The organism is Pseudomonas sp. NFACC42-2, from assembly GCF_900116055.1.
GTDB lineage: Bacteria > Pseudomonadota > Gammaproteobacteria > Pseudomonadales > Pseudomonadaceae > Aquipseudomonas > Aquipseudomonas marginalis.
The window spans coordinates 582,391-603,938 of the sequence record NZ_FOZO01000001.1; the positions used below are offsets into that span (position 1 = coordinate 582,391).

At 63.7% G+C, this 21,548-nt stretch carries 22 protein-coding genes and 1 pseudogene; 8 read left to right on the forward strand and 15 right to left on the reverse strand.

Annotated features, from left to right (window positions below; translation table 11 throughout):
- Positions 1-108 precede the first annotated feature (108 nt).
- On the forward strand, positions 109-1,278 hold the full coding sequence (locus tag BM416_RS02625) for a GGDEF domain-containing protein (RefSeq protein ID WP_092485058.1): 1,170 nt from the start codon (positions 109-111) through the stop codon (positions 1,276-1,278).
- 74 nt (positions 1,279-1,352) lie between these two features.
- On the opposite strand, the gene BM416_RS02630 is transcribed toward BM416_RS02625, so the two are convergent.
- Entirely contained in the window at positions 1,353-1,658 is a 306-nt protein-coding gene (locus BM416_RS02630) for a DUF2834 domain-containing protein (protein WP_092485061.1), read from the reverse strand.
- An 83-nt stretch (positions 1,659-1,741) separates the two neighbouring features.
- Here BM416_RS02630 and BM416_RS02635 point away from each other — a divergent pair, with 83 nt between their 5' ends.
- Both BM416_RS02635 and BM416_RS02640 read left to right on the forward strand, forming a co-directional pair.
- Positions 1,742-2,527, forward strand: a complete 786-nt coding sequence (locus BM416_RS02635; protein ID WP_092485064.1) for a helix-turn-helix domain-containing protein — start codon at positions 1,742-1,744, stop codon at positions 2,525-2,527.
- A 56-nt stretch (positions 2,528-2,583) separates the two neighbouring features.
- Complete coding sequence (locus BM416_RS02640) at positions 2,584-4,290, forward strand: amidase (RefSeq protein WP_092485067.1); 1,707 nt, start codon at positions 2,584-2,586, stop codon at positions 4,288-4,290.
- 493 nt (positions 4,291-4,783) lie between these two features.
- On the opposite strand, the gene BM416_RS02645 is transcribed toward BM416_RS02640, so the two are convergent.
- From BM416_RS02645 to BM416_RS02660, 4 genes are all read right to left on the reverse strand, one after another.
- The gene (locus BM416_RS02645) at positions 4,784-5,521 is read right to left on the reverse strand and encodes a CPBP family intramembrane glutamic endopeptidase (protein ID WP_092485070.1); all 738 of its coding nucleotides are present in this window, start codon (positions 5,519-5,521) and stop codon (positions 4,784-4,786) included.
- Complete coding sequence (locus tag BM416_RS02650; protein WP_092485073.1) at positions 5,521-5,991, reverse strand: RidA family protein; 471 nt, start codon at positions 5,989-5,991, stop codon at positions 5,521-5,523. The genes BM416_RS02645 and BM416_RS02650 overlap by 1 nt, the downstream gene beginning before the upstream one ends.
- Positions 5,988-6,206: a DUF6434 domain-containing protein gene (locus BM416_RS30745; protein WP_065928033.1), complete on the reverse strand. Its 219-nt coding sequence runs from the start codon at positions 6,204-6,206 to the stop codon at positions 5,988-5,990. Before BM416_RS30745 ends, BM416_RS02650 begins: the two co-directional genes overlap by 4 nt.
- Before the next feature lie 101 nt (positions 6,207-6,307).
- The gene (locus BM416_RS02660; RefSeq protein WP_074846959.1) at positions 6,308-7,402 is read right to left on the reverse strand and encodes an SMP-30/gluconolactonase/LRE family protein; all 1,095 of its coding nucleotides are present in this window, start codon (positions 7,400-7,402) and stop codon (positions 6,308-6,310) included.
- A gap of 222 nt (positions 7,403-7,624) precedes the next feature.
- Between BM416_RS02660 and BM416_RS02665 the strand changes: the two genes are divergently transcribed.
- Entirely contained in the window at positions 7,625-8,053 is a 429-nt protein-coding gene (locus tag BM416_RS02665) for a nuclear transport factor 2 family protein (RefSeq protein ID WP_024075865.1), read from the forward strand.
- Between the two features lie 23 nt (positions 8,054-8,076).
- On the opposite strand, the gene BM416_RS02670 is transcribed toward BM416_RS02665, so the two are convergent.
- Positions 8,077-9,402, reverse strand: coding sequence for an aminotransferase-like domain-containing protein (locus BM416_RS02670; RefSeq protein ID WP_092485076.1), 1,326 nt, complete (start codon positions 9,400-9,402; stop codon positions 8,077-8,079).
- An 88-nt stretch (positions 9,403-9,490) separates the two neighbouring features.
- Here BM416_RS02670 and BM416_RS02675 point away from each other — a divergent pair, with 88 nt between their 5' ends.
- On the forward strand, positions 9,491-10,381 hold the full coding sequence (locus BM416_RS02675) for a DMT family transporter (protein ID WP_092485078.1): 891 nt from the start codon (positions 9,491-9,493) through the stop codon (positions 10,379-10,381).
- On the opposite strand, the gene BM416_RS02680 is transcribed toward BM416_RS02675, so the two are convergent.
- Positions 10,378-10,935, reverse strand: coding sequence for a YceI family protein (locus BM416_RS02680; RefSeq protein WP_092485081.1), 558 nt, complete (start codon positions 10,933-10,935; stop codon positions 10,378-10,380). The genes BM416_RS02675 and BM416_RS02680 overlap by 4 nt on opposite strands.
- 86 nt (positions 10,936-11,021) lie before the next feature.
- Here BM416_RS02680 and BM416_RS02685 point away from each other — a divergent pair, with 86 nt between their 5' ends.
- Positions 11,022-11,516, forward strand: a complete 495-nt coding sequence (locus tag BM416_RS02685) for a PaaI family thioesterase (protein ID WP_092485084.1) — start codon at positions 11,022-11,024, stop codon at positions 11,514-11,516.
- A 44-nt stretch (positions 11,517-11,560) separates the two neighbouring features.
- Positions 11,561-12,448, forward strand: a complete 888-nt coding sequence (gene yghX, locus BM416_RS02690; protein WP_092356890.1) for a YghX family hydrolase — start codon at positions 11,561-11,563, stop codon at positions 12,446-12,448.
- Between the two features lie 147 nt (positions 12,449-12,595).
- Here yghX and BM416_RS30295 read toward each other — a convergent pair.
- Positions 12,596-12,721, reverse strand: a pseudogene (locus tag BM416_RS30295) (DUF2252 domain-containing protein); the annotation flags it as partial.
- Positions 12,722-12,849: 128 nt separating this feature from the next.
- Positions 12,850-13,728, reverse strand: coding sequence for a LysR family transcriptional regulator (locus BM416_RS02695; protein WP_092485087.1), 879 nt, complete (start codon positions 13,726-13,728; stop codon positions 12,850-12,852).
- 127 nt (positions 13,729-13,855) lie between these two features.
- On the opposite strand from BM416_RS02695, the gene ampC reads away from it, so the two are divergent.
- Positions 13,856-15,010 (forward strand): class C beta-lactamase, encoded by a 1,155-nt coding sequence (ampC, locus tag BM416_RS02700; RefSeq protein ID WP_092485090.1) that lies wholly within the window; start codon positions 13,856-13,858, stop codon positions 15,008-15,010.
- Between the two features lie 56 nt (positions 15,011-15,066).
- Here the strand turns inward: ampC and dctM are convergent, their stop codons facing one another.
- The 6 genes from dctM to BM416_RS02730 form a co-directional block, all read right to left on the reverse strand.
- Positions 15,067-16,347 carry a C4-dicarboxylate TRAP transporter large permease protein DctM gene (gene dctM, locus BM416_RS02705; protein WP_027608528.1) on the reverse strand — a complete coding sequence of 427 codons (1,281 nt, stop codon included), beginning with the start codon at positions 16,345-16,347 and terminating at the stop codon, positions 15,067-15,069.
- Positions 16,347-16,979 (reverse strand): TRAP transporter small permease, encoded by a 633-nt coding sequence (locus BM416_RS02710; RefSeq protein ID WP_027608529.1) that lies wholly within the window; start codon positions 16,977-16,979, stop codon positions 16,347-16,349. The genes dctM and BM416_RS02710 overlap by 1 nt, the downstream gene beginning before the upstream one ends.
- A 47-nt stretch (positions 16,980-17,026) precedes the next feature.
- Positions 17,027-18,010: a TRAP transporter substrate-binding protein gene (locus BM416_RS02715; protein ID WP_092485599.1), complete on the reverse strand. Its 984-nt coding sequence runs from the start codon at positions 18,008-18,010 to the stop codon at positions 17,027-17,029.
- A 155-nt stretch (positions 18,011-18,165) separates the two neighbouring features.
- Positions 18,166-18,978, reverse strand: a complete 813-nt coding sequence (locus BM416_RS02720; protein WP_092485093.1) for an HpcH/HpaI aldolase/citrate lyase family protein — start codon at positions 18,976-18,978, stop codon at positions 18,166-18,168.
- Positions 18,979-18,992: 14 nt separating this feature from the next.
- Positions 18,993-20,186, reverse strand: a complete 1,194-nt coding sequence (locus BM416_RS02725) for a CaiB/BaiF CoA transferase family protein (protein WP_092485096.1) — start codon at positions 20,184-20,186, stop codon at positions 18,993-18,995.
- Positions 20,187-20,195: 9 nt separating this feature from the next.
- On the reverse strand, positions 20,196-21,545 hold the full coding sequence (locus BM416_RS02730; RefSeq protein WP_092485099.1) for an MmgE/PrpD family protein: 1,350 nt from the start codon (positions 21,543-21,545) through the stop codon (positions 20,196-20,198).
- Positions 21,546-21,548: the final 3 nt, after the last annotated feature.

A 21,548-nucleotide genomic window follows, 5' to 3' on the forward strand; every position in this document is an offset into this window, starting at 1 on the left:
CGCCGATCATCGGATGGCTGTATGCCATTATCGTTTGGGCTCTGAAAAACCTGCGTGTGCGCTTACAATCCCCGCCTTCAACGCACACCCAGGCAGACCCGGCACGAAATGACGCTCGACCCTCCTACGATTCTGGCACTCACCGTTGCCCTGGCCGCCGCTGCTGCCCTGTACCTGGCCATAGAATGGCGCAGCGTACGCGAACCTTCGCTGCTGTTCTGGAGCGCCGGTTTCGCCACCATCACCGTCGGCTCCACCCTGGCTCTGCTGCGCATCAATGGCTATCTGCTCATCGGCATCTGGTTTGCCAACGGCTTGCTGGTGGCCGCGCACTGCCTGTTCTTGCTCGGGGTCGCGCGCTTTACCCAGGTACGCCTGTCGCCGCGGTGGTGGCTGCTGCTGGGCGTGTGGCTGGGCATGCTGATGCTCCCGACCGACCTGCCGTGGTCCAAAGCCATGCTGGGCGTGCAGTCGCTGCTGGTCGCGCTGCCGACCCTGCGCGCCAGTTTCCTGCTGCGGCCCCACGGCCGATCATTGAGCATCGGCGCGGTGCAACTGCGTTATGTGCTGCTGGTCCATGGCATGTTCTACGTGGCCAAGGCGCTGTCGGTGGTGATCCCCGGCACCTTGATCGACCTTGCGGCGTTCAAGGGCGAGATCATCCAGGTGTCCCTGGTGGAAGGCGCCATGGCGATCATGCTGATTGCGCTGTCGATGACCGGCTCGGAACGCTACCGCCGCGAACAGCAGATCGCCCGCCTCGCCGCCCGCGACCCGCTCACCGCCCTCTACAACCGCCGCGCCCTCGACCTGCGCGCGCCGCGCCTGCTGGCCCAGGTGTCGGCGCAACAACCGGGCGCCCTGCTGCTGATCGATATCGACAACTTCAAGTCGGTCAATGACCTCCACGGCCATACCGCCGGCGACCGTGTGTTGATCGCCTTGAGCGAGATGATTCGCGCCGTCGTGCCCCGAGGCGCGCTGGCTGCACGTTTGGGCGGTGATGAGTTTGTGATCCTGCTCAACCCGGCCTCGACCGAGCAGATCGTCGAACTGGGCAGCAGCCTGCGCGAGCAGTTCCAGCAACTGGCCGCACAAACCTTCGCCACGCCCGCGCCGGTGACCCTGAGCATCGGCGCTACCCTGTTCGACCAGCCGCCGGCCAGCCTGGCGGCGCTGATCGAACAGGGAGATACCACGCTGTATGAATCCAAGCGTGGCGGACGGGACAGCATTCGGTTGGTGGATCGGACCGGGGCCAACGCCTACAGGTCTTAACTCACTGCCACACACAACCGGCCGATCACAAAGAACACAGCACCCGCAGGCCCAGGGCGTAGATGTGCAACAGCTCATTCATCCCGAAATCCCTTCAGCACGATGTAGAGCAACGGCCCCACCGACACGAACACTGCCGTCAGCAAGAAATACGGCAGCACCGACGCCAGCGACCGTCCCCGTGACCGCGTATCCCGGTACATCCACACACAGGCCAGCGTGGCCATCAGGTAGAGGTCGATCACCACTTGCGCGGTGTCCGGACGCGACATTAACTCACGCCCGAAGGCCAGCAGCGATTGCTCGGCCGTGAGCAGCGTGGCCAGGGTGTACAGCGAAAAGCCCAGCAGAGCGGCGAGGGCCAGGTAAGGTGTGCGCATGGTCGGCTCCTTGACGTGATCGAGGCCCACCCTAGTGATAAGGTTGCCCTCCTCGCAATGACCTCGGAGGTCATAGTCGCGCCATGGATAACCCCGCTACTGCCGGCGAACACTTGCGCCAGCTACGCCGACAGGCTGGTCTGAGCCAACTTGACCTGGCCCTGATGACCGGCGTGTCCCAGCGCCACCTCAGTTGCCTCGAAACCGGACGCGCCAAGCCGGGCCCAGGTACGTTGCATCACCTGCTCAGCGCGCTGGAAACACCGCTGGAGCAATGCAACCGCGTGTTCCTCGCCGCCGGCTTCGCGCCCCGCTATACCGCTACCCCGCTCGCCTCCCCGGCCATGGCCGCAATTCGCGAGGCGGTCAACCATGTCCTGCACGCCAACAACCCGGCCCCGGCGATCCTGCTGGGCAGCCACTGGGAAGTACTGGCCGCGAATGCGAGTACCGGCGTGCTGTTGGCACTGGCGGGGGTCACGCCGCCGATGGAAGGCCTGAACCTGCTGACCTCCCTGCTGCAGCCCGGCGGCCTGGGCGACCAGCTGGTCAACGCCGAAGAAATCCGCACCCTGGCCTGGCAACGGGCAAGCCGCGAGGCGCTGGACAATCCTGTGCTGGCCGCTCTCCTGGCGAGCCTGCCCGCCCCCGTCCATACCACGCCGCCGCCTGAAATGCCGCCGCTGGTGTTGACCCGCGTGCATACCAGCCGGGGCGAGCTGAGCTTTCTGTCCACCTTCACCACCTTCGGCATGCCCCAGGACATCACCCTCGCCTCCCTGCGCATCGAACATCTGATTCCCGCAGACGACGCCACCTGGCAGGTGATGCGTGCCGCCCATGGGGAAAATGCCGCACTGGTTTTGTGAAATATCTGTACGTAGACTGCCGCCATACCTCAACTTAAGGCGGCGAAGAAAACGTCATGCAAGTTACCGAAGTCTCCATTGCCCAATTGCGCGCGGCGCTCGAATCCGGCCAGACCACGGCCGTTGAACTGGTGCAGGCTTACCTCGCGCGGATCGATGCCTACGACGGTCCGCAGACCGCTACCGCACTCAACGCCGTCGTCGTGCGCAACCCCGACGCCCTGAAGGAAGCCGAGGCCTCCGATGCCCGCCGGGCCAAGGGTGAAACCCTGGGGCCACTGGATGGTATTCCCTACACCGCCAAGGACAGCTACCTGGTCAAAGGGCTGACGGCCGCCTCGGGCAGCCCGGCCTTTGCCAGCCTTGTCGCCCAGCGCGATGCGTTCACCATCGAGCGCCTGCGCGCCGGTGGCGCCATCTGCCTGGGCAAGACCAACATGCCGCCGATGGCCAATGGCGGCATGCAGCGCGGCGTGTATGGCCGCGCGGAAAGCCCGTATAACGCCGACTACCTCACCGCGCCGTTTGCCTCCGGTTCATCCAACGGTGCCGGCACCGCCACCGCCGCCAGCTTCGCCGCCTTCGGCCTGGCGGAGGAAACCTGGTCCAGCGGGCGTGGCCCGGCGTCCAACAATGGCCTGTGCGCCTACACCCCGTCCCGTGGGATGATTTCGGTGCGCGGCAATTGGCCGTTGACCCCGACCATGGACGTGGTGGTGCCCTACGCCCGCACCATGGCCGACCTGCTGGAAGTGCTCGACGTGGTAGTGGCTGAAGACCCGCACACCCGTGGCGACCTGTGGCGCCTGCAGCCGTGGGTGCCGATCCCCAGCGTCGCTTCGGTACGCCCGGCGTCTTACCCTGAATTGGCGGCGACGGCCGAATCCCTGGCCGGCAAACGCTTCGGCGTGCCGCGCATGTACATCAACGCCGACCCCGAGGCCGGCACCAGCGAAAAGCCCGGCATCGGCGGCCCCACCGGGCAGAAAATCAACACCCGTGCCAGCGTGATCGACCTCTGGCAAGCCGCACGCAAGGCTCTTGAAGCCGCCGGTGCCGAAGTCATCGAGGTGGATTTCCCACTGGTGTCCAACTGCGAAGGCGACCGCCCCGGCGCGCCCACCGTGTTTACCCGTGGCCTGGTGTCCAGGGAATTCCTGCACGATGAACTGTGGGAACTGTCGGCCTGGGCCTTCGATGATTTCCTGCGCGCCAACAACGACCCGGCCCTGAACCGCCTGGCCGATGTGGACGGGCCGAAAATCTTCCCCCACGACCCCGGCACCCTGCCCAACCGTGAAGACGACCTGGCCGCCGGCATGGACGAGTACGTGCGCATGGCCGAGCGCGGCATCACCCCGTGGAACGAGATCAGCACCGTGCCCGATGGCCTGCGCGGCCTCGAGCAAACCCGGCGGATCGACCTGGAAGACTGGATGGACGGCCTTGGCCTGGACGCGGTGCTGTTCCCGACCGTGGCCGATGTGGGCCCGGCGGATGCCGACGTGAACGAAGCCAGTGCCGATATCGCCTGGAGCAATGGCGTGTGGGTGGCCAACGGCAACCTCGCCATCCGCCACCTGGGCGTGCCCACCGTTACCGTGCCCATGGGCGTGATGGCGGACATCGGCATGCCGGTCGGGCTGACCTTTGCCGGGCGCGCCTACGATGATTCGGCATTGCTGCGCTTTGCGGCGGCGTATGAAGCCACCGGCAGCAAACGCCTGATCCCGCCGCGCACGCCGCCGCTGGCGACAAACTAACTGATTCACTGTGGGAGGGGGCTTGCTCCCGATGAGGGAGTGTCAGTTGATGCATCTGTGGCTGACCCACTGCAATCGGGAGCAAGCCCCCTCTTACATTTGGAACTGCATATATCAGGTAGATCTCGGTCTGCTTTTACTCTGGCTTTTTCGGCCTTGGAGCCAACTGGAGTTGGGCTGGTGTACTCGGTAAAAAATGTGGGAGGGGGCTTGCCCCCGATGAGGGAGTGTCAGTTGATGCATCAGTGGCTGACCCACTGCAATCGGGAGCAAGCCCCCTCCCACATTTGGAACTGCATATATCAGGTAGATCTCGGTCTGCTTTTACTCTGGCTTTTTCGGCCTTGGAGCCAACTGGAGTTGGGCTGGTGTACTCGGTAAAAAATGTGGGAGGGGGCTTGCCCCCGATGAGGGAGTGTCAGTTGATGCATCAGTGGCTGACCCACTGCAATCGGGAGCAAGCCCCCTCCCACCGTTCTAACCGCATTTCAAGTCAGGCCATGTAGGGCACGGCAATCAGCAGGATTGCCGTGCCATGGCAGGCCGTCGCCGCCAACACGCCATGACGCATGCGCACCAGTGCGCAGGCCAGCCCTTCGATCAGGGTAAACAGCAACACCGGCCAGCCCAGTTGAGTCACGCTCAAGGCCAGGAAGGCATGGCAGGCGGCAAACGCCACGCCACTGATCAGCGCCGCTCGCAGCGGTGTCACCTGCTGTTCAAGGTAGCCCTGCAAAAACCCGCGAAACAACACTTCCTCCAGCGCATTGGCGCCATAGGCCAACACCACCATGCCCGGCAGCCACACCCAGTAGCCGGGGATCGCGTGCGGCTCTATCCCTTGATAGAGCCGCAACGGCACACCGATCAGGCTACCGACCGCAAGCCCCACCGCCAGGCCCAGGGCGCGGTGGCCCCGGGTCCATACCACCAGGCGCCACAACTCCGGCGCCACCCGGACCAACCCTACGACCAGCAGCACCGACAGGCCACCCAGCGCCGCCAATACAAAGGCATTCGCGGTGAAGGCGATTTGCACGTCGTCACTGAGCGCCCACATGCCCAGGGGCGTCATCGCATCGCGCATCAGCACGAACGCCGCGAGCAGAATCAGGATGCGCATGGCCGGCAACGACTTCGGCGTCAACCCGAACCACAGGCCAAACAGCAACACGCCCGGTGCCAGGTGCAGGCCGTAGTTGAGCAGGACGACCAGGCCTTGGCTGACCATCAGTCGTGCGCGACCGCGATCATGTCGATCTCCACCGCCGCCGACTTCGGCAGTTGCATCACCCCCACCGACGTGCGCGAATGCACCCCGGCACTGCCGAGGATCTCGTGCAACAGGTCCGAGGCGCCGTTGGCCACTTCACTCTGCTGATCGAAGTCCTCGGCGCTGCGCACATACACGGTGATGCGCGGGATGGCCTTGATCCGATCCAGCGAACCGAGCGCCTGCTTGAGCAGGCCCAGGCAGCGCAAGGCACTGATGCCGGCGGCGATTTGTGCCTGGGCCAGGGTCAAGGTGGCACCGACTTTACCCGGCAGCATGATCGTGTCACCGACGCGAGGGATCTGCCCACTGATGTACAGGTGGTTGCCGTCGCGCACCAGCGGCGTGTAGTTGCCGCCGACTTTGAATTCATCCAATTGATAGCCGAGGCGTTCTTGCACGGCTTGGTATTTTTCATCCGGTGTCATGCTCGGGAGTCCTCGTTGCGACGCTGCCACTCATCCACCACGTCGCCCATCGTCTTGGGCGTTGCGTTGCGAATCCACGCCATGAAAGGCCGGTCGAACGTGAACCCCGCGCCGCAGTGCTCACGCATGAAACGGCGTACGTTCTGGGTGTTTTTGTAGTGTGAAGTGACAGGCGTGCTGCGGGTGATAGGGGCGCTGTGCCAATCAAAGTCCATTTGCGTAACGCTCTGATGTTTCAGGAGCACGCAGCATAGCGCTAAATAGCCACTGTGAACGCCGGCCAACCGGCGCCGACAGTGGATTTTTTCAGCGCCTATCAGGCGAAATCCGCCCCTCGCGTGTTGACGAACAACGCGTAGATCGAATGGCTGCCGGCCATGAACAGGCGGTTGCCTTCGCGGCCGCCAAAGCACAGGTTGGGGCAGCGTTCCGGCAGCGAGATATGCCCGATGGCCTTGCCCTGGGAATTGAACACGCGCACGCCGTCGAGCTTTTCCAGGTCGGCCTTGGGGTCGCCATTGCCGCCCCAGCCACACCAGAGATTGCCGCTCTCGTCGCACTTGATGCCGTCCAGCGCTGCGTATTCGAGGCCTTCGATATGCTTGCGCCGTTCGCCCAGGGTGCCGTCATCCTTGACGTCAATCGCCCAGATCAGTCGGTTGGGCTTGGCACGCCCTTCCACCACGTAGAGGGTCTTTTCATCCGGCGAAAAGCACAGGCCGTTGGGACCGTTGAGGTCGTCGATCACCCGCGTGACCTTGCCGCTGTCAGCGTCGATGCGATACACGCCATGGGGCTGGGTGGGGGTGATCTTGTGGCCTTCGTAATTGTTGCCGGTCTGGAATGGCGGGTCGCTGAACCACACCGAACCATCGCGTTTGCACACGATGTCGTTGGGCGAGTTGAAGGGTTTGCCGTCAAAGCTGTCCGCCAGCACCGTGATGCTGCCGTTATGTTCGGTGCGAGTGATACGCCGCCCCTCGCCAGAGGTGGTCGAACCTTCGCACACCAGCAGGCGGCCCTGGCGATCGCGGCACATGCCGTTGGAGAAGTTGGCGTTTTCACGGTACACCGACAGGCTGTCGGTCACCTCATCCCAACGCACGATGCGGTTGTTGGGAATATCACTGAGCAGCAGGTAGCGGCCATCGCCGATCCACACCGGTCCTTCGGCCCAGCGCAGGCCGGTCGCCAGGCGCTCAACGCTGGCATTGAACAGGCGCAGCTCGAGGAAACTGTCGTCGAGCACCTTGATCAGGGGGTCTGGATAACGCTGGCTCAAGGGTTCGGCCGCGTCTGCCAGGCGAGGCAGGTTGCCCAGCACCGCCACCGACGCGGAAACCGCCAGGGATCGCTGGAGAAAGACCCGGCGGCTGTGTTCGGAGCGGGCAGGCGAAGGGGGAAAATCCATGGGTATCTCCGTTATTTTATTGTTAGACGGGAGACTAGTTTTAACCTGTGATGAGACATCGTACAAGATTGAAGACTTCACTCACCCTATACAACGCAAGGTGCTGCGCAAATATTCCAAATTTTACTTTCCAAAAGCCCTTCGACTATTGCAATGTTGTACGACAACAAATTCAGTAACGTATTGCCCGTACACCTCCCCAACAACAATAAGGAAACACCCATGCAAAACGTCAAAGTACTGATCGGTTTTCTGTGCCTGTTCAGCGGCTATGTGGCCGCCGCCCCTGCCGCCGACAAAGACGTCGCCCAAGCGGTCGACCACCTCACCCAGGCGATGCTGCATAAAGACCTCAAGCAGCTCCAGAGCCTGACCGCCGAGAACCTCACCTACGGCCACTCCAGCGGCAAGATCCAGAACAAGCAGGAATTCATCGCCGACATCGAGACCGGACGCAGCGGCTTCAAGACCCTGGAAATGCAGAAACAGACCATCACCTTGAGCGGCGATACAGCGCTGGTACGCAACCACTTCTCCGCCCTGGCGGTGAACAGCGGCAAGGAAGTGCCCACCGAAATCGAGAATTTCCAGATCTGGCAGAAGCAGAAAGGCCACTGGCTGCTGATCGGGCGCCAGGCGTTCAAATTCTGATGGCTAGCGGTGGGCCATCGGGCTCACCACTGCACCGCCTTGCGCACCTTCAGCAACGCCTCGCGCAGCGCCGGCATGTCCACCGAGCCCAAGGCCAGGCGCAACGCATGGGGCACGTGGGCCGAGACGGCAAAGGGCTCGGCGGTGGAAACGGAAATGCCGTCGCGCTGCAAGGTCATGGCGACTTGATCGGCGCGGGCCTCTTCCGCCAGGGGCAGCCACAAGAAATACGATGACGGGTGGCTGGTGTAGGCCAGCCCCTTGAGCACCTGCGCCGCCAAGGCTTGCCGCGCCCGCGCATCCTGGCGCTTGTGTGCTTCAAGTTGCGCCACCGTGCCATCCTCGAGCCAGGCCACCGCAATCGCACTCATCACCCCCGGCACGTTCCAGGTGGTGGCCATGATGGTGCGCTCCAGTGCCTTCACCCAACCCGAAGGGGCAGCGATAAATCCCACGCGCAGGCCGGTCGCGACACTTTTCGACAGCCCGCCCACGTAGACCGTGCGCTCCGGCGCCAATCTGGCCACGGGCAGCGGTGCGTCCTCGGCCAGGAACGCGTAGGCCGCGTCCTCGATGAGCATCAGGTTGTGCTCACGGGCAATCGCCACCAACTGCTCGCGCTGCGCCAGGCTCAGCACCCAGCCCAACGGGTTATGCAGGGTCGGCATGCTGTACACGGCACGCACCGGGCGCTTGCGACACAGGCTGTGCAGGTAGTCCAGGTCCGGGCCGTCGGCGGTGACCGGAATGGCGACGATCTCCAGGTGCAGGGTCTCGGCCAGCACCTTGAACCCCGAATACGTCAAGGCGTCGACGGCGATCACATCACCGGGCTTGAGCAAGGCCATCATGGTCACGGCCAACCCGTGCTGGGCGCCGCTGACCACCAGCACCTGTTCGGCCTCGACCGTCAGCCCTCGGCTCAACAGGTGCCGCGCGACAGCCGCGCGCTCATGCAGGCGACCGGCGTGGGGCTGGTAACGCAGCAGCGCTTCAAGGTCGCCGGACAGCGCCAACTGGCGCAATGCGGTGCGCAGCAAGTCGGCCTGGCCCGGCAAGGACGGGTAGTTGAAGTTCAGATCGAGCATGCCCGCCGCCACGCTCATCTGCCCACTGCCCTGCCCCGGCGGCAGCGAGATTTCGCGCACGAAGGTGCCTCGGCCCGTTTCGCCACTGACCAGGCCCATGGCCTCCAGCTCGGCGTACACCCGGCTCGCGGTGACCAACGCCAGGCCATGCTCGGCGGCCAGTTGGCGGTGGGTCGGCAGTCGCGTGCCGGGGGGCATGCGGCCTGAGCGAATAGCCTCGGCGAAGCTGTCGACCAACGACTTGTAGCGGGCACGGGGCATAAGCGATGTATCCATGACAATTTTTTGATTGTCTTTATCTTCAACCCTAGGATGCCTGCCACGCAACTCCTCCTTTCGGACGCCCCTTATGGAACGTACAGCTCCCCTCAGTAACCTGGACACCCGCACCCAAGGCTGGATCAACGGTTTTATCGGCGTGGTGATCTTCAGCGGCTCGCTGCCGGCCACGCGCCTGGCGGTGATGGAATTCGACCCGGTGTTCCTGACCATGATCCGCGCCGCCATTGCCGCGCTGCTGGGGCTGGCCTTGCTGGGGCTGTTCAAGGAGAAACGTCCCGCGCGCCAGCAATGGATGCCCCTGGCCATCGTCGCCCTCGGCGTGGTGATCGGCTTTCCCCTGCTCACCGCGCTGGCGCTGCAATACGTGACCTCCGCCCACTCCATCGTCTTCATCGGTCTGCTGCCGCTGGCGACCGCCGTGTTTGCTGTACTGCGTGGCGGCGAGCGTCCACGCCCGGTGTTCTGGCTGTTTTCGATCCTCGGCAGTGCGTTGGTGATGGGGTACGCCTTCGCCCAGGGCTTGAGCGCCGCACCGGCGGGTGACGTGCTGATGCTGCTGGCAGTGCTGGTGTGCGGCCTGGGGTACGCCGAAGGCGCCACACTGTCGCGCAGCCTGGGCGGCTGGCAGGTGATCTGCTGGGCGCTGGTGGTGTCGTTGCCGGTGGTGGTGCCGTTGAGCCTGGTGCTGACGCCGTCGAGCGTCAGCGGTATCAGCCTGCCCGCCTGGCTGAGCCTGGGCTATGTGTCGCTGTTCAGCATGCTGATCGGCTTTGTGTTCTGGTATCGCGGCCTGGCCCAGGGTGGCATCGCCGCCGTCGGACAGTTGCAACTGCTGCAACCGTTCTTCGGCCTGGCGTTGGCAGCGGGCTTGCTGCATGAACAGGTCAGCCTGGGCATGCTGCTGGTGACGGTCGCGGTGATCGGCTGCGTGGCCGGGGCCAAGCGGTTCGCGCGCTAACGCTGGGGCGCGACCATCTTGAACTTGATGTTGATGTCGTCGGACACCACGCTGTTGCCGGCCCATTCGCCTTCGCCGATCCTGAAGTCGCCGCGCCTGAGGATGAACTCACCGTCGAACACGCCGATACCATCCAGCTCCTTGAGCACCACGTTGACCGCCACCGGGCGCGTGGTGCCCTTGATCGTCAGGTTGCCGCTGATGTTGAAGCGGTTATCCCCCAGGGCCTTTACAGCGGTGGACTCATACACGCCCACCGGATAGGTCGCGGTATCGAACCACGAGGCCCGTTGCAGCTCGTCGTTGGCATCGGGGCTGCCGGCATCGATACTCGCCAGCTGGATCTTGAGCAAGGCATGTCCGCTTTCGGGCTTTTGCGTGTCAAAGCTCAGCGTGCCTTCGAAGTCGCCGAAGGTGCCATACACCCGCTGCCCCAACTGCTTATAGGTAAAACTGATCTGGCTGGCGGTGCGGTTGACGTCGGTGTACTCCGCCGCCTGGGCACAGCCGATAGCACCCAGGACCAGGACCAACGGGAGAATTCGACGCTTCATGCCACGCTCCGCAAAAAAAGGATGTATTCCCATCAGGTGCCTGTCCTGCTAAACAGATTAGCCGCTTACGACAATAAGGACGCTGCATGCCCACCCCTTCTCTACAGGACATCACCGCGCCGGAAGGCATCTGCTACGGCTGCGGCGGCAGTAACCCCCATGGTTTGCATATCAAGAGCCGCTGGGATGCCGATGGTGTCCATCTCATCGCCGAACATCACCCCGAGGCAAAATACAGCGGCTGGCCCGACCTGGTCTACGGCGGCCTGATCGCCATGCTGGTGGACTGCCATTCCAACTGGACCGCCATGGCCTACCACTACCGTGCCGAACAACGCGAACCCGGCAGCCTGCCGCGCATCGACTGCGTCACCGGCAACCTGGGCATCAAATTTATCAAGCCCACGCCGATGGGCGTGCCCCTCACGTTGCGCGCTCGGGTCGAAGGCGAAGTGGGCCGCAAAAGCCGCGTGGTCTGCGAGGTGTACGCCGGCGAGGTGCTCACGGCCATCGGCGATTCGCTGTTCGTGCGCGTCGACACCCGCGAACTGGCTGCGTCCGCCCATGGCCGTGACGGCTGATCCTGGTCTACATTGACTGGCACCGCTAATCGAGGACCGAACCGATGACTCGTCTCACCGCGAAAGACTTTGCCCCCGAACTGCTGGAACTCTACGACGGCTACGCCCACGGCAAGCTCAACCGCCGCGAATTTCTCGACCGCGCGGCGCTGTTCACCTTTGGCGGCCTCACCGCCTCGGCCCTGCTGGCGGCCCTGAGCCCCAACTATGCCCTGGCCGAACAGGTGAAATTCACCGACCCGGACATCGTTGCCGACTACATCACCTACCCCTCGCCCAAGGGCAACGGCACCGTGCGTGGCTACCTGGTGCGCCCGGCCAAGGCCACCGGCAAGCTGCCGGCCGTGGTGGTGGTCCACGAAAACCGTGGCCTCAACCCCTACATCGAAGACGTCGCCCGGCGCCTGGCCAAAGCCGGGTTTATCGCCCTCGCGCCGGACGGCCTGACCTCGGTGGGCGGCTATCCCGGCAACGATGAAAAAGGCGTGGCGCTGCAACAGACAGTCGACCCGACCAAGCTGATGAACGACTTCTTCGCCGCCATCGAATGGCTGATGCACCACGACAGCAGCACCGGCAAGGTCGGCATCACCGGCTTCTGCTATGGCGGCGGCGTGACCAATGCGGCGGCGGTGGCTTACCCGGAACTGGGCGCGGCGGTGTCGTTCTACGGGCGCCAGCCGGAAGCCAAGGACGTACCGCGCATCAAGGCGCCGATCATGCTGCATTACGGCGAGCTGGATACGCGGATCAACGAGGGGTGGCCGGCGTATGAAAAGGCCCTGAAGGCCGCCGGCACGACTTATGAAGCGTATATCTACAAGGGCGCCAACCATGGTTTCCATAACGATTCGACACCGCGTTATGACGAGGCCGCGGCGAATCTGGCGTGGGAAAGGACACTGGGTTGGTTCCGCAAATACTTGGCCTAAGTGCAGTCCAAATGTGGGAGGGGGCTTGCCCCCGATTGCGGTGTATCAGCAACCATTGAGGTGACTGACCCGCCGCTATCGGGGGCAAGCCCCCTCCCACATTGACCATCACCACATTCCAGATCAGCGTTCCAGCGCATACCAGCGTCAATGGTTGAGGTAGCCCTGTTCATGGCTACCCACCAACTGCACCCCACCGGTCCATAACCAGGACGGTGAATCCAGCGGTGTGGAGCGGTTTTCCTGCAACACCGCCATCCAGTCCTTACACGTCGGTTGCACAGTTGGATCAGGTAGGGCATGCAGGCGGAGGGACGCGGGATTTTCATCGAGTAACTCAGTGCAGGTGTAGCGGTAAAACGCCGGTCCTGAGCAAATATTTCTTTATGTTCCAAGAAAACTCAAACACGCCCACTCTCCTCCAGCAACCACGCCTTGAAGACCTGCATCGCCGAGGTCTCGGCCCGCGACTGCAGACGCGTCAGCCAGTAGCTGCCGGTGCTGATGCCGACGTCGAAAGGCTGGCGAATCACATCACTCTCCAGTTGCCGCGAGAACATCATCGCCGGCGCCAGCGCCACGCCGCTGCCTTGCAGTGCCGCCTCCATCATCGCCAGCGACGAGTCGAACACGATGCTGCGCGGTACCAGGGTGTCGGCGGGCAGCCCGGCGGCCTGAAGCCACAGGCTCCACTCATCCGCACGGTATGAGCGCAGCAGCGTGTGTTTCAACAGGTCGGCCGGCGTGTGCAACTGCGCGGCGAGTGACGGCACACACAGTACCGTCAGCGGCGCTTCCAGCAACTCCAGCGCATCCGTGCCGTGCCAGGCACCTGCACCGAAACGAATCGCGTAATCCAGGCCTTCGGCAGCCACGTCGACACGGTTGTTATGGGTGGACAGGCGCAGGTCGATGAATGGGTAGCGGCTCTGGAAGTCCGGCAGACGTGGCAGCAGCCAGCCGACGGCAAAGGTGCCGACCGCGCCCACTGTGAGTACCTCGCGGTAATGCCCGCCCTCGAACTGGCCCAAGGTGTGGGCAATGCGGTCGAACGACTCGCGCACCACCGGCAGCAGGGTTTCGCCCTCGCGGGTGAGCATCAACCCGCGGGGCAGGCGCTTGAACAAGGTGACAGTGAGCTGCGCCTCCAGGCTCTTGACCTGATGGCTGACCGCCGCCTGGGTCACGCATAACTCGATGGCAGCGCGGGTAAAGCTCAAATGCCGGGCGGCCGCTTCGAAGGCGCGCAAGGCGTTCAACGGTAAGTGGGAGCGGAGCATATTGACCCCAATATTTCTAATGGCTACTGCGAGATATCATCGTTTGCCCAGCGCCGGCGAACGGCCTACATTTGCCTCGCCCGCGCAGGCTCTTCATCCAATCGATCATTCTCATGGAAGCGTTATCATGCCCCAACATTTACTGTCTGGCGTGCGTAATTTCACCGCCCTCGCGGTGTTTATCGCCGCCGGCAACTGCCTGGCGTCCACCGACCTGCAGGCGGTGGTGGATGCCAATGTAAAACCGCTGATGCAGCAGCAGTCGATTAACGGCCTGGTGGTCGGCGTGGTGCAGGACGGCAAGGCGCAATACTTTAACTACGGCATCGCCGCCACCGATACCCGCCAGCCGGTCAGCGAAAACACCCTGTTCGAAGTGGGCTCGGTAAGCAAAACCTTCACCGCGACCCTGGCCGGTTACGCGGTAGCCCGCGGCAAACTCACGCTCTCGGATCCGGCCAGCCATTACCTGCCGGCATTGGGCGGCGGCAAGTTCGACCGTATCAGCGTGCTCAACCTCGGCACCTACACCGCCGGCGGCTTGCCCCTGCAATTTCCCGCCAACGCGGATAACAGCCAGCGCATGATCAGCTACTTCCAGCAGTGGCAACCCGACTTCGCCCCTGGCACCCAGCGCCTGTACTCCAACCCGAGCCTGGGGTTGTTCGGCCACCTGGCGGCGCAGAGCCTCAAGCAGCCGTTCGATCAGGCGATGGAAAAGACCCTGTTGCCCGCACTCGGGCTCAAGCACACCTTCATCAAGGTGCCGCAAAGCCAGATGAGCCTGTACGCCCAAGGCTATGGCAAAGATGGCAAACCGGTACGCGTCGGCCCCGGTGCCATGGACAGCGAGGCTTACGGCATCAAGACCAGCGCTGCGGACTTGCTGAAGTACGTTGACGCGAACATGCACCCGGCAACGCTGGATAAAACCCTGCAGCAGGCGATCAGCGTCACTCACACGGGCTACTACAGCGTGGACGGCATGATCCAGGGCCTGGGTTGGGAAATGTACCCCTACCCCATCCCGCTCGATGGGTTGATGGCCGGCAACTCCACCCCCATGGCAATGGAACCGCACAGGGTCAGCTGGCTGACCCCGCCCCAGGCGCCCCACGCCGACACCCTGGTGAACAAGACCGGCTCCACCAATGGGTTTGGCGCCTACGTGGCGTACGTGCCGAGCAAGGGAGTGGGCGTGGTGATATTGGCGAACAAGAACTACCCGAATGCCGAACGGGTAAAGGTCGCCCATGCAATCTTGAGTGCGCTGGACCACTAATGGTGGTGGGGGCGGTGCGACGATTCGACTGGCCCCCTCCCACCTGTTGACCCGCACTACATCCCCAACCAGTGCGGCAAGGCCAGCGAGATAAACGGCAAGTACGTGACCATGATCAGGAACACCAGCAGGATCATCAGCCACGGCAACGCCGCACGAATGGTCTGCCCCAGCGTCAACCCGGTCACCGCCGAGGTGACGAACAGGTTCAGCCCCACCGGTGGGTGCACCAGGCCGATTTCCATGTTGACCACCATCACGATGCCCAGGTGAATCGGGTCGATGCCCAGCTTCATGGCGATCGGGAAGAAGATCGGCGCCAGGATCAGCACGATGGCCGAAGGCTCCATGAAGCTGCCGGCGATCAGCAGCACCACGTTGACCATGATCAAAAAGCCAATCGGCGTCAGGCCCTCGGACAGCACCCAGGCGGTGATTTCCTGGGGGATCTGCTCGGTGGTCAGCACATGGGCGAAAAGCATGGCATTGGCGATGATAAACATCAGCATGATCGCCAGGCGCCCGGACTCCAGCAGCACCTTGGGGCAGTCGCGCAGCTTCATGTCCTTGTAGACGAACAACGCTACAAAGGCCGAGTACACCGCCGCCACCGCCGCCGCTTCGGTGGGGGTGAACATGCCGCTGTAGATGCCGCCGAGGATGATCACCAGCAGCAACAGGCCCCAGAACGCGCGGCGCGCACAGCTCAGCCACTCACGAAACGTCGCCCGTGGCTGGGCCGGCAGCTTCTTGATGCGCGCGACAATGTAGATCGCCACCATCAGCATCAGGCCCAGCAGCAAGCCCGGGATCACCCCGGCCATGAACAGCTTGCCCACCGAGGTTTCCGTCGCCGCCGAGTACACCACCATCACGATCGACGGAGGAATCAGGATGCCCAGGGTGCCGGCGTTGCAGATGATCCCCGCGCCGAATTCCTTCGGATAACCGGAGCGCACCATGCCCGCCACCGCAATCGACCCCACCGCCGCCACCGTCGCCGGGGATGAGCCGGACAGCGCCGCAAACAGCATGCACGCCAGTACCGCCGCAATCGCCAGGCCGCCACGGATATGCCCGACACAGGCGTTGGCAAAGTCGATCAGCCGCTGCGCCACGCCGCCGGTGGTCATGAACGCACCGGAGAGCAGGAAGAACGGGATCGCCAGGAAGGTATAGGCGTCGGAGGTTTCGAACAGCTTGATCGCCAGGGAACTGACCGAGTCCGGGCTGAACATCAGGATCGACACCGCACCCGACAAACCCAGCGCAATGGCAATCGGCACGCCGAGGAACATGAACACGAACAACAGCAGGAACAGACAGAGCACGGCCATCAGTGACGCTCCCCATGGCTGCCGGCCAACTTGCTGGCCTCACCGGCCTCGTCGGCCAGCCCCAACCCGACCTGACGGCGGGTAAAGATGCGGTAGAAGATTTCCAGGTAGCGGATAAACACCAGGGCAAAACCGATGGGCACGATGATCACGATGTCACCCACGTCGATGCCGAACTTATCGAGGTCTTCGGCGCCGATATGGGCGGTCATCACCGCGCTGACCCACTTGTAGCTGGCGACCATGAACAGCCCGGCATAGGCCAGGCAGCACAGGCAGGCGAGCATGCCCAGCACGCGCTGCACCGGACGCCGGGTCAGCTTGACCAGCGCGTCCACCCCCAGGTGCCCGGCGGTGCGCACCCCATAGGAAATGCCGAAGAAAATCAGCCAGCCGAACATGGCCTTGGTCAGCGCCACGCTCCAGGTCATGTCCTGGGCCCAGGTCATGGTGCCGTCGCCCAGGGCGCTGAAGAAGTTGCTGCTGAAGGCCCACTTGTCGGCCAGGGCAAAGAACAGCGTGTAGATGTTGTTGAGCATGACGTAGACGAATGTCACCAGGGTCATGGCCGCCAGCAGGAAGGCAATAAAGCCTTCCTCCAGGTGCTCCCAGACGCGCCTTAGCGTTTGCATGGCAAAACCTCGCGAAAGCAAATGAGATGTCAGGGCGGAAACCGGCCTTACTGGTTGGCGGCATCCGCCGCCTTGATCAGGTCGGCCCCGATCTCGCCTTCGAACTTCTGCCACACCGGGCGCATCGCGTCGCGCCACAGCTGGCGTTGCTCGGGGGTCAGCTCGATGATTTCGCTGGTCCTGGCGTCGATGATCTTCTGCCTGGCCGACTGGTTCAGGGCTTCGGCCTGTTTGTTCACCTCGACGGTGACCTCGACCATGACCTGCTCCAGGGTGCTGCGGATGTCCGGCGGCAGGCCGTTCCAGAAGGTGGCATTGGTGATGACCATGTAGTCGATCAGGCCGTGGTTGGATTCGGTGAAGTACTTCTGCACTTCGTTGACCTTCTGGCTTTCATAGTTGGACCAGGTGTTCTCGGTGCCATTCACGGTGCCGGTCTGCAAGCCCTGGTACACCTCGGCAAAGCTCATCTTGCGCGGGTTGGCGCGGATCGCCTTGAACTGCTCCTCCAGCACGCTGGAGGCCTGCACGCGGAATTTCAGGCCACGGGCGTCCTTGGGTTCATGCAGCGCCTTGTTGGCGGAGAGTTGCTTGAGGCCGTTGTGCCAATACGCCAGGCCGAGGATGTTCTTGTTCTGCATCGAGGTCAGCAGTTGCTTGCCCTCGGCGGCCTGGAAGCGGTCGACGGCGGCCAGGTCGTTGAACAGGAACGGCAGGTCATAGATCTGCACTTGCCGGGTGTATTGCTCGAACTTGGCCAGGGACGGCGCCAGCATCTGCACGTCGCCCAGCAGCAGGGCTTCCATTTCCTTGCCGTCGCCGAACAGTGACGAGTTGGGGTACACCTCGACCTTGACCTTGCCGGGCAAGCGTTCTTCGGCGAGCTTCTTGAACAGCAACGCGCCCTGGCCCTTGGGGGTGTTTTCAGCAACCACGTGGGCGAACTTGATCACGATCGGGTCCGCCGCCTGGGCCAGGCCTGCGGCAAACAAGGTGGCGGCGCAGAACAGCGCCCGAGAAAGCTTGAGCATGGAAATCACCTTCTTATTGTTGTGTTGTAGGGCAAGGTGCCTGATATGACGCGTGTAGTGAATTTCGAATTTTTGATACCTGCGTTCGGCCACGCCGAACACCAACCTCAAGAAAAATGCAGTTCCCCCTCCCACATTTGATTCGGTTCCGTCAGCTATAACTGTGCGAGCAACCGCTGCGCCCGCAACAACACCGGCGCATCCACCATCTGCCCATCAATCTGATAAGCCCCCGCCCCATGCGCCCCCGCGTCCACCACCCGCCGCGCCCAGGCCAGGTCTGCGGCGCTGGGCGCCAACGCGTCATGGATCACCGCCACCTGCCTGGGATGGATACACAACGCGCCGGCAAAGCCCATTTCATAGGCATGCCGGATCGAACGGCGCAGACCGTCGGGGTCGTCGATGGCCGGGTGCACGCCATCCAGTGGCGCCACCAGGCCGGCGGCACGGGAGTGCACGATCAGCGCCAGGCGCGCCTGGTCGAGGGCGAACTGCGCGGCCGGGGAGTTGCTGCTCAGGTTGAGGTCCAGTGCCAGGTCCAGGCCGCCGAATGACAGACGTTCGACCTGCGGCGCCCGGGCGATGTCGGCCAGCGCCAGTAAGCCGCGGGCGCTTTCGATAATCGGCCAGATCAGCTTGCCCGCCGTGGCGACCACCGCCACCTGGGCCGCACTTTCCACTTTCGGCAGGAGTACACCCGCCACGTTGGCGTGGGCTTTGCAAAACGCCACATCGTCGAAATGCCCGGCATGTTCCGGCGCATTGATGCGCACCCACACCCGGGCCTGCGGGTGACTTTGCAGGAACGCCCCGAGGTTATCCCGCGCCTGGCGCTTGAGCGGCTCTTCCACCGCGTCTTCGAAATCCACGATCACCGCGTCGGCGCCACTGGCCAGCGCCTTGGAAAATCGCTCCGGTCGGCTGCCGGGAACAAACAGCGCAGAGCGCACAAGAGGGTTTGGCATAACGCACTTCCTTATTAGATAACGCCGCGCGCACGCAGGCTGTCGATGGCGTCGACGGAGTAACCGAGCTGCTCGAGAATGCCCTGGCTGTGCTGCCCCAGCGCCGGCACGGCATCCATGCGCGGGGTAAACGCCCCGTTGCGCGCCGGCGGCAGCAGCGACGGCAGCGGGCCGGCAGGGCTTGCGACTTCACGCCAACTGTCGCGGGCCTTGAGCTGCGGGTGGTCCCACACGCCTTGCATATCGTTGACGCGGGCGCTGGCGATCTGCGCGTCCTCCAGGCGCTGGATCACGGCCTCGGCATCCAGTTGGGCAAAGCTGTCGACGATGATCTGGCGCAGCACCTCGCGGTTGGCCGAGCGCTTGAAGTTGGCGCTGAAGCGCTCATCCGTCGCCAGCCCAGGCGTGAGCAGCACCTTGTCGCAGAACGCCGCCCATTCGCGCTCATTCTGCAAACCGAGCATCACCGTGCCGCCGTCACCGGTGGGAAACGGCCCGTAGGGGTAGATCGTCGAATGCGCCGCGCCGGCACGCGGGGGCGGCGGCGCACCGTCGAAGGCGTAGTACATCGGGTAGCCCATCCATTCCACCAGGCTTTCGAGCATGCTCACGTCGATGCGGCTGCCCTGCCCCGTCTTGCCGCGCAGCAGCAGCGCGGAAAGGATGCCGCTGTAGGCGTACATGCCGGCGGAGATGTCGGCGATGGAGCAACCGGCCTTGGCCATCTGCTCGTCGCCCGGGCCACCGGTCACCGAGAGAAAGCCGCCCTCGCTCTGGATCAGCAGGTCATAGGCTTTCTTTTTCTCGTAGGGCCCGCCTTCGCCATAGCCGGAAATGTCGCAGACGATCAGTCGTGGAAAGCGTGCATGCAGCGCCTCGAACGACAGGCCCATGCGCGCCGCCGCGCCCGGTGCAAGGTTCTGCACCAGCACATCGGCATCCGCCAGCAGGCTGTCGAGAATGGCGCCGGCTTCGTCCTGCTTGAGGTCCAGGGTGAGGCTTTCCTTGGAGCGGTTGGTCCACACGAAATGCGAGGCCAGGCCACGCACGCGCTCGTCGTAGCCACGGGCGAAGTCACCGGCGCCGGGGCGTTCGATCTTGATCACGCGGGCGCCGAGGTCGGCCAGTTGACGGGTGCAAAAGGGCGCGGCAATCGCGTGTTCCAGGCTGACAACGGTGATGCCGTCCAGCGGTCGTGGGTCAGTCATGACAGTTCCTCAGAGCCAGTGGGCCATGGACGCGGCGTTGCGCACATCCCAGACCCTGGCGATCAATGTGTCGGCCTGGGCCGGTGTGCGGGCGTGACTGAACCGGGCGAGGCGCTGGAATTTATCCGCCAGCTCTGCACGGCTCAGGGTGTTGCCCGGGTCGCCCTTGGGTTCGTCGATGGCGCCGTGCAGGGTGCGGCCGTCAACCGTGGTGACGGTGACGCGGCCGAGCCAGCGCTGCGGGTAGGCGCCATCGACCTCGGGGTCGAGGGTCATGCTGACCCTGTCGCGAAAGGCGGCGACGGCAGGATCGGTCAACGCCGACTCATGAAACTCGGTGAGCCCGGCCTTGCCATGCACGGCGATCAACCCCAGCACGGTGCCCATGGAGAACTTGGCCTGATGCACGCTGGTCGGCACGCTTACCCGCCCCAGCACATCGATGGCGCCTTGGTGCACACGGGTTTCCACACCGGCGATATCGACGGCCTCCAGGCCTTCGCATTGCATCAACGCCAGCAACGCATCGGCGGCCGGATGGGTATGGCGGCACGACGCGTGGAACTTGAACGAGGTCTCCAGCAGTGCCCAACGGCTACCAAGGCCAGCCGACAATTTGCTCGGTTCGGCATCCGTGGACATACCCGCCGCCAGGCCCTGGTCGCCTTCGAGGATATTGCGCGCACCGGTCAGGCCATCCGCCGTCAGGTAGGCGGCGAGCAAACCGTCCGCGGCCGCCTTGGCCGTGTGCAGTTGCTTGGAGTCGGCAGCATCGCGCAGGAATTCCCACAGCCCGGCGGCCTGGGTGCCGGCGCTGCCGAGCAGATGGATGAACTGGTCCTGATTGAAATCCAGCAACTTGCCCACCGCCACGGCCGCCGCCAGGGTGCCCACCGTGGCCGTGGTGTGGAAGATGCGGTAGTGGGAGCGCCCCATGAATTCGCCGATGCGGATTCCGGCTTCATAACCGGCTACCGAGGCCAGCAACAAGTCACGGCCGGATTTACCGAGGTCCTGGGCGGCGGCCAAGGCAGCGGGAAACACCACGGTGGCCGGGTGCAGCACCGAGCTGTTGTGCAGGTCATCCTGCTCCACCAGGTGGGACGAAGCGCCGTTGACCAATGCGGCGAAGTACGCGCTGCTGCCGGTGCCATTGACGATCACCTGGGCCGGGCCGCTGCTCGGGCCCATCTTCTGCGCATAGCGTTCGAACAACGGGATCGGGTGCGCGCCCTGGCTGGCCAACGCGGACGCCAGCCAATCCAGGTACAGGTCTTCGGTGCGCGCCAGCACGGGTTCGGGCAATTGCTCGTAGGTCAGCTCGGCCAGGAACCGACACAGGGCTTGGGTATGGCTCATGGG

What these genes read in the sequence shown, in the direction of transcription:
- BM416_RS02625 (WP_092485058.1), top strand. Translation starts at nt 109, where the DNA reads ATGACGCTCGACCCTCCTACGATTCTGGCACTCACCGTTGCCCTGGCC.
- BM416_RS02680 (WP_092485081.1), bottom strand. Translation starts at nt 10,935, where the DNA reads ATGAAGCGTCGAATTCTCCCGTTGGTCCTGGTCCTGGGTGCTATCGGC.
- BM416_RS02640 (WP_092485067.1), top strand. Translation starts at nt 2,584, where the DNA reads ATGCAAGTTACCGAAGTCTCCATTGCCCAATTGCGCGCGGCGCTCGAA.
- yghX (WP_092356890.1), top strand. Translation starts at nt 11,561, where the DNA reads ATGACTCGTCTCACCGCGAAAGACTTTGCCCCCGAACTGCTGGAACTC.
- BM416_RS30745 (WP_065928033.1), bottom strand. Translation starts at nt 6,206, where the DNA reads ATGGACTTTGATTGGCACAGCGCCCCTATCACCCGCAGCACGCCTGTC.
- dctM (WP_027608528.1), bottom strand. Translation starts at nt 16,347, where the DNA reads ATGGCCGTGCTCTGTCTGTTCCTGCTGTTGTTCGTGTTCATGTTCCTC.
- BM416_RS02695 (WP_092485087.1), bottom strand. Translation starts at nt 13,728, where the DNA reads ATGCTCCGCTCCCACTTACCGTTGAACGCCTTGCGCGCCTTCGAAGCG.
- ampC (WP_092485090.1), top strand. Translation starts at nt 13,856, where the DNA reads ATGCCCCAACATTTACTGTCTGGCGTGCGTAATTTCACCGCCCTCGCG.
- BM416_RS02720 (WP_092485093.1), bottom strand. Translation starts at nt 18,978, where the DNA reads ATGCCAAACCCTCTTGTGCGCTCTGCGCTGTTTGTTCCCGGCAGCCGA.
- BM416_RS02710 (WP_027608529.1), bottom strand. Translation starts at nt 16,979, where the DNA reads ATGCAAACGCTAAGGCGCGTCTGGGAGCACCTGGAGGAAGGCTTTATT.
- BM416_RS02660 (WP_074846959.1), bottom strand. Translation starts at nt 7,402, where the DNA reads ATGGATTTTCCCCCTTCGCCTGCCCGCTCCGAACACAGCCGCCGGGTC.
- BM416_RS02665 (WP_024075865.1), top strand. Translation starts at nt 7,625, where the DNA reads ATGCAAAACGTCAAAGTACTGATCGGTTTTCTGTGCCTGTTCAGCGGC.
- BM416_RS02630 (WP_092485061.1), bottom strand. Translation starts at nt 1,658, where the DNA reads ATGCGCACACCTTACCTGGCCCTCGCCGCTCTGCTGGGCTTTTCGCTG.
- BM416_RS02670 (WP_092485076.1), bottom strand. Translation starts at nt 9,402, where the DNA reads ATGCCCCGTGCCCGCTACAAGTCGTTGGTCGACAGCTTCGCCGAGGCT.
- BM416_RS02675 (WP_092485078.1), top strand. Translation starts at nt 9,491, where the DNA reads ATGGAACGTACAGCTCCCCTCAGTAACCTGGACACCCGCACCCAAGGC.
- BM416_RS02635 (WP_092485064.1), top strand. Translation starts at nt 1,742, where the DNA reads ATGGATAACCCCGCTACTGCCGGCGAACACTTGCGCCAGCTACGCCGA.
- BM416_RS02645 (WP_092485070.1), bottom strand. Translation starts at nt 5,521, where the DNA reads ATGGTCAGCCAAGGCCTGGTCGTCCTGCTCAACTACGGCCTGCACCTG.
- BM416_RS02685 (WP_092485084.1), top strand. Translation starts at nt 11,022, where the DNA reads ATGCCCACCCCTTCTCTACAGGACATCACCGCGCCGGAAGGCATCTGC.
- BM416_RS02715 (WP_092485599.1), bottom strand. Translation starts at nt 18,010, where the DNA reads ATGCTCAAGCTTTCTCGGGCGCTGTTCTGCGCCGCCACCTTGTTTGCC.
- BM416_RS02730 (WP_092485099.1), bottom strand. Translation starts at nt 21,545, where the DNA reads ATGAGCCATACCCAAGCCCTGTGTCGGTTCCTGGCCGAGCTGACCTAC.
- BM416_RS02650 (WP_092485073.1), bottom strand. Translation starts at nt 5,991, where the DNA reads ATGACACCGGATGAAAAATACCAAGCCGTGCAAGAACGCCTCGGCTAT.
- BM416_RS02725 (WP_092485096.1), bottom strand. Translation starts at nt 20,186, where the DNA reads ATGACTGACCCACGACCGCTGGACGGCATCACCGTTGTCAGCCTGGAA.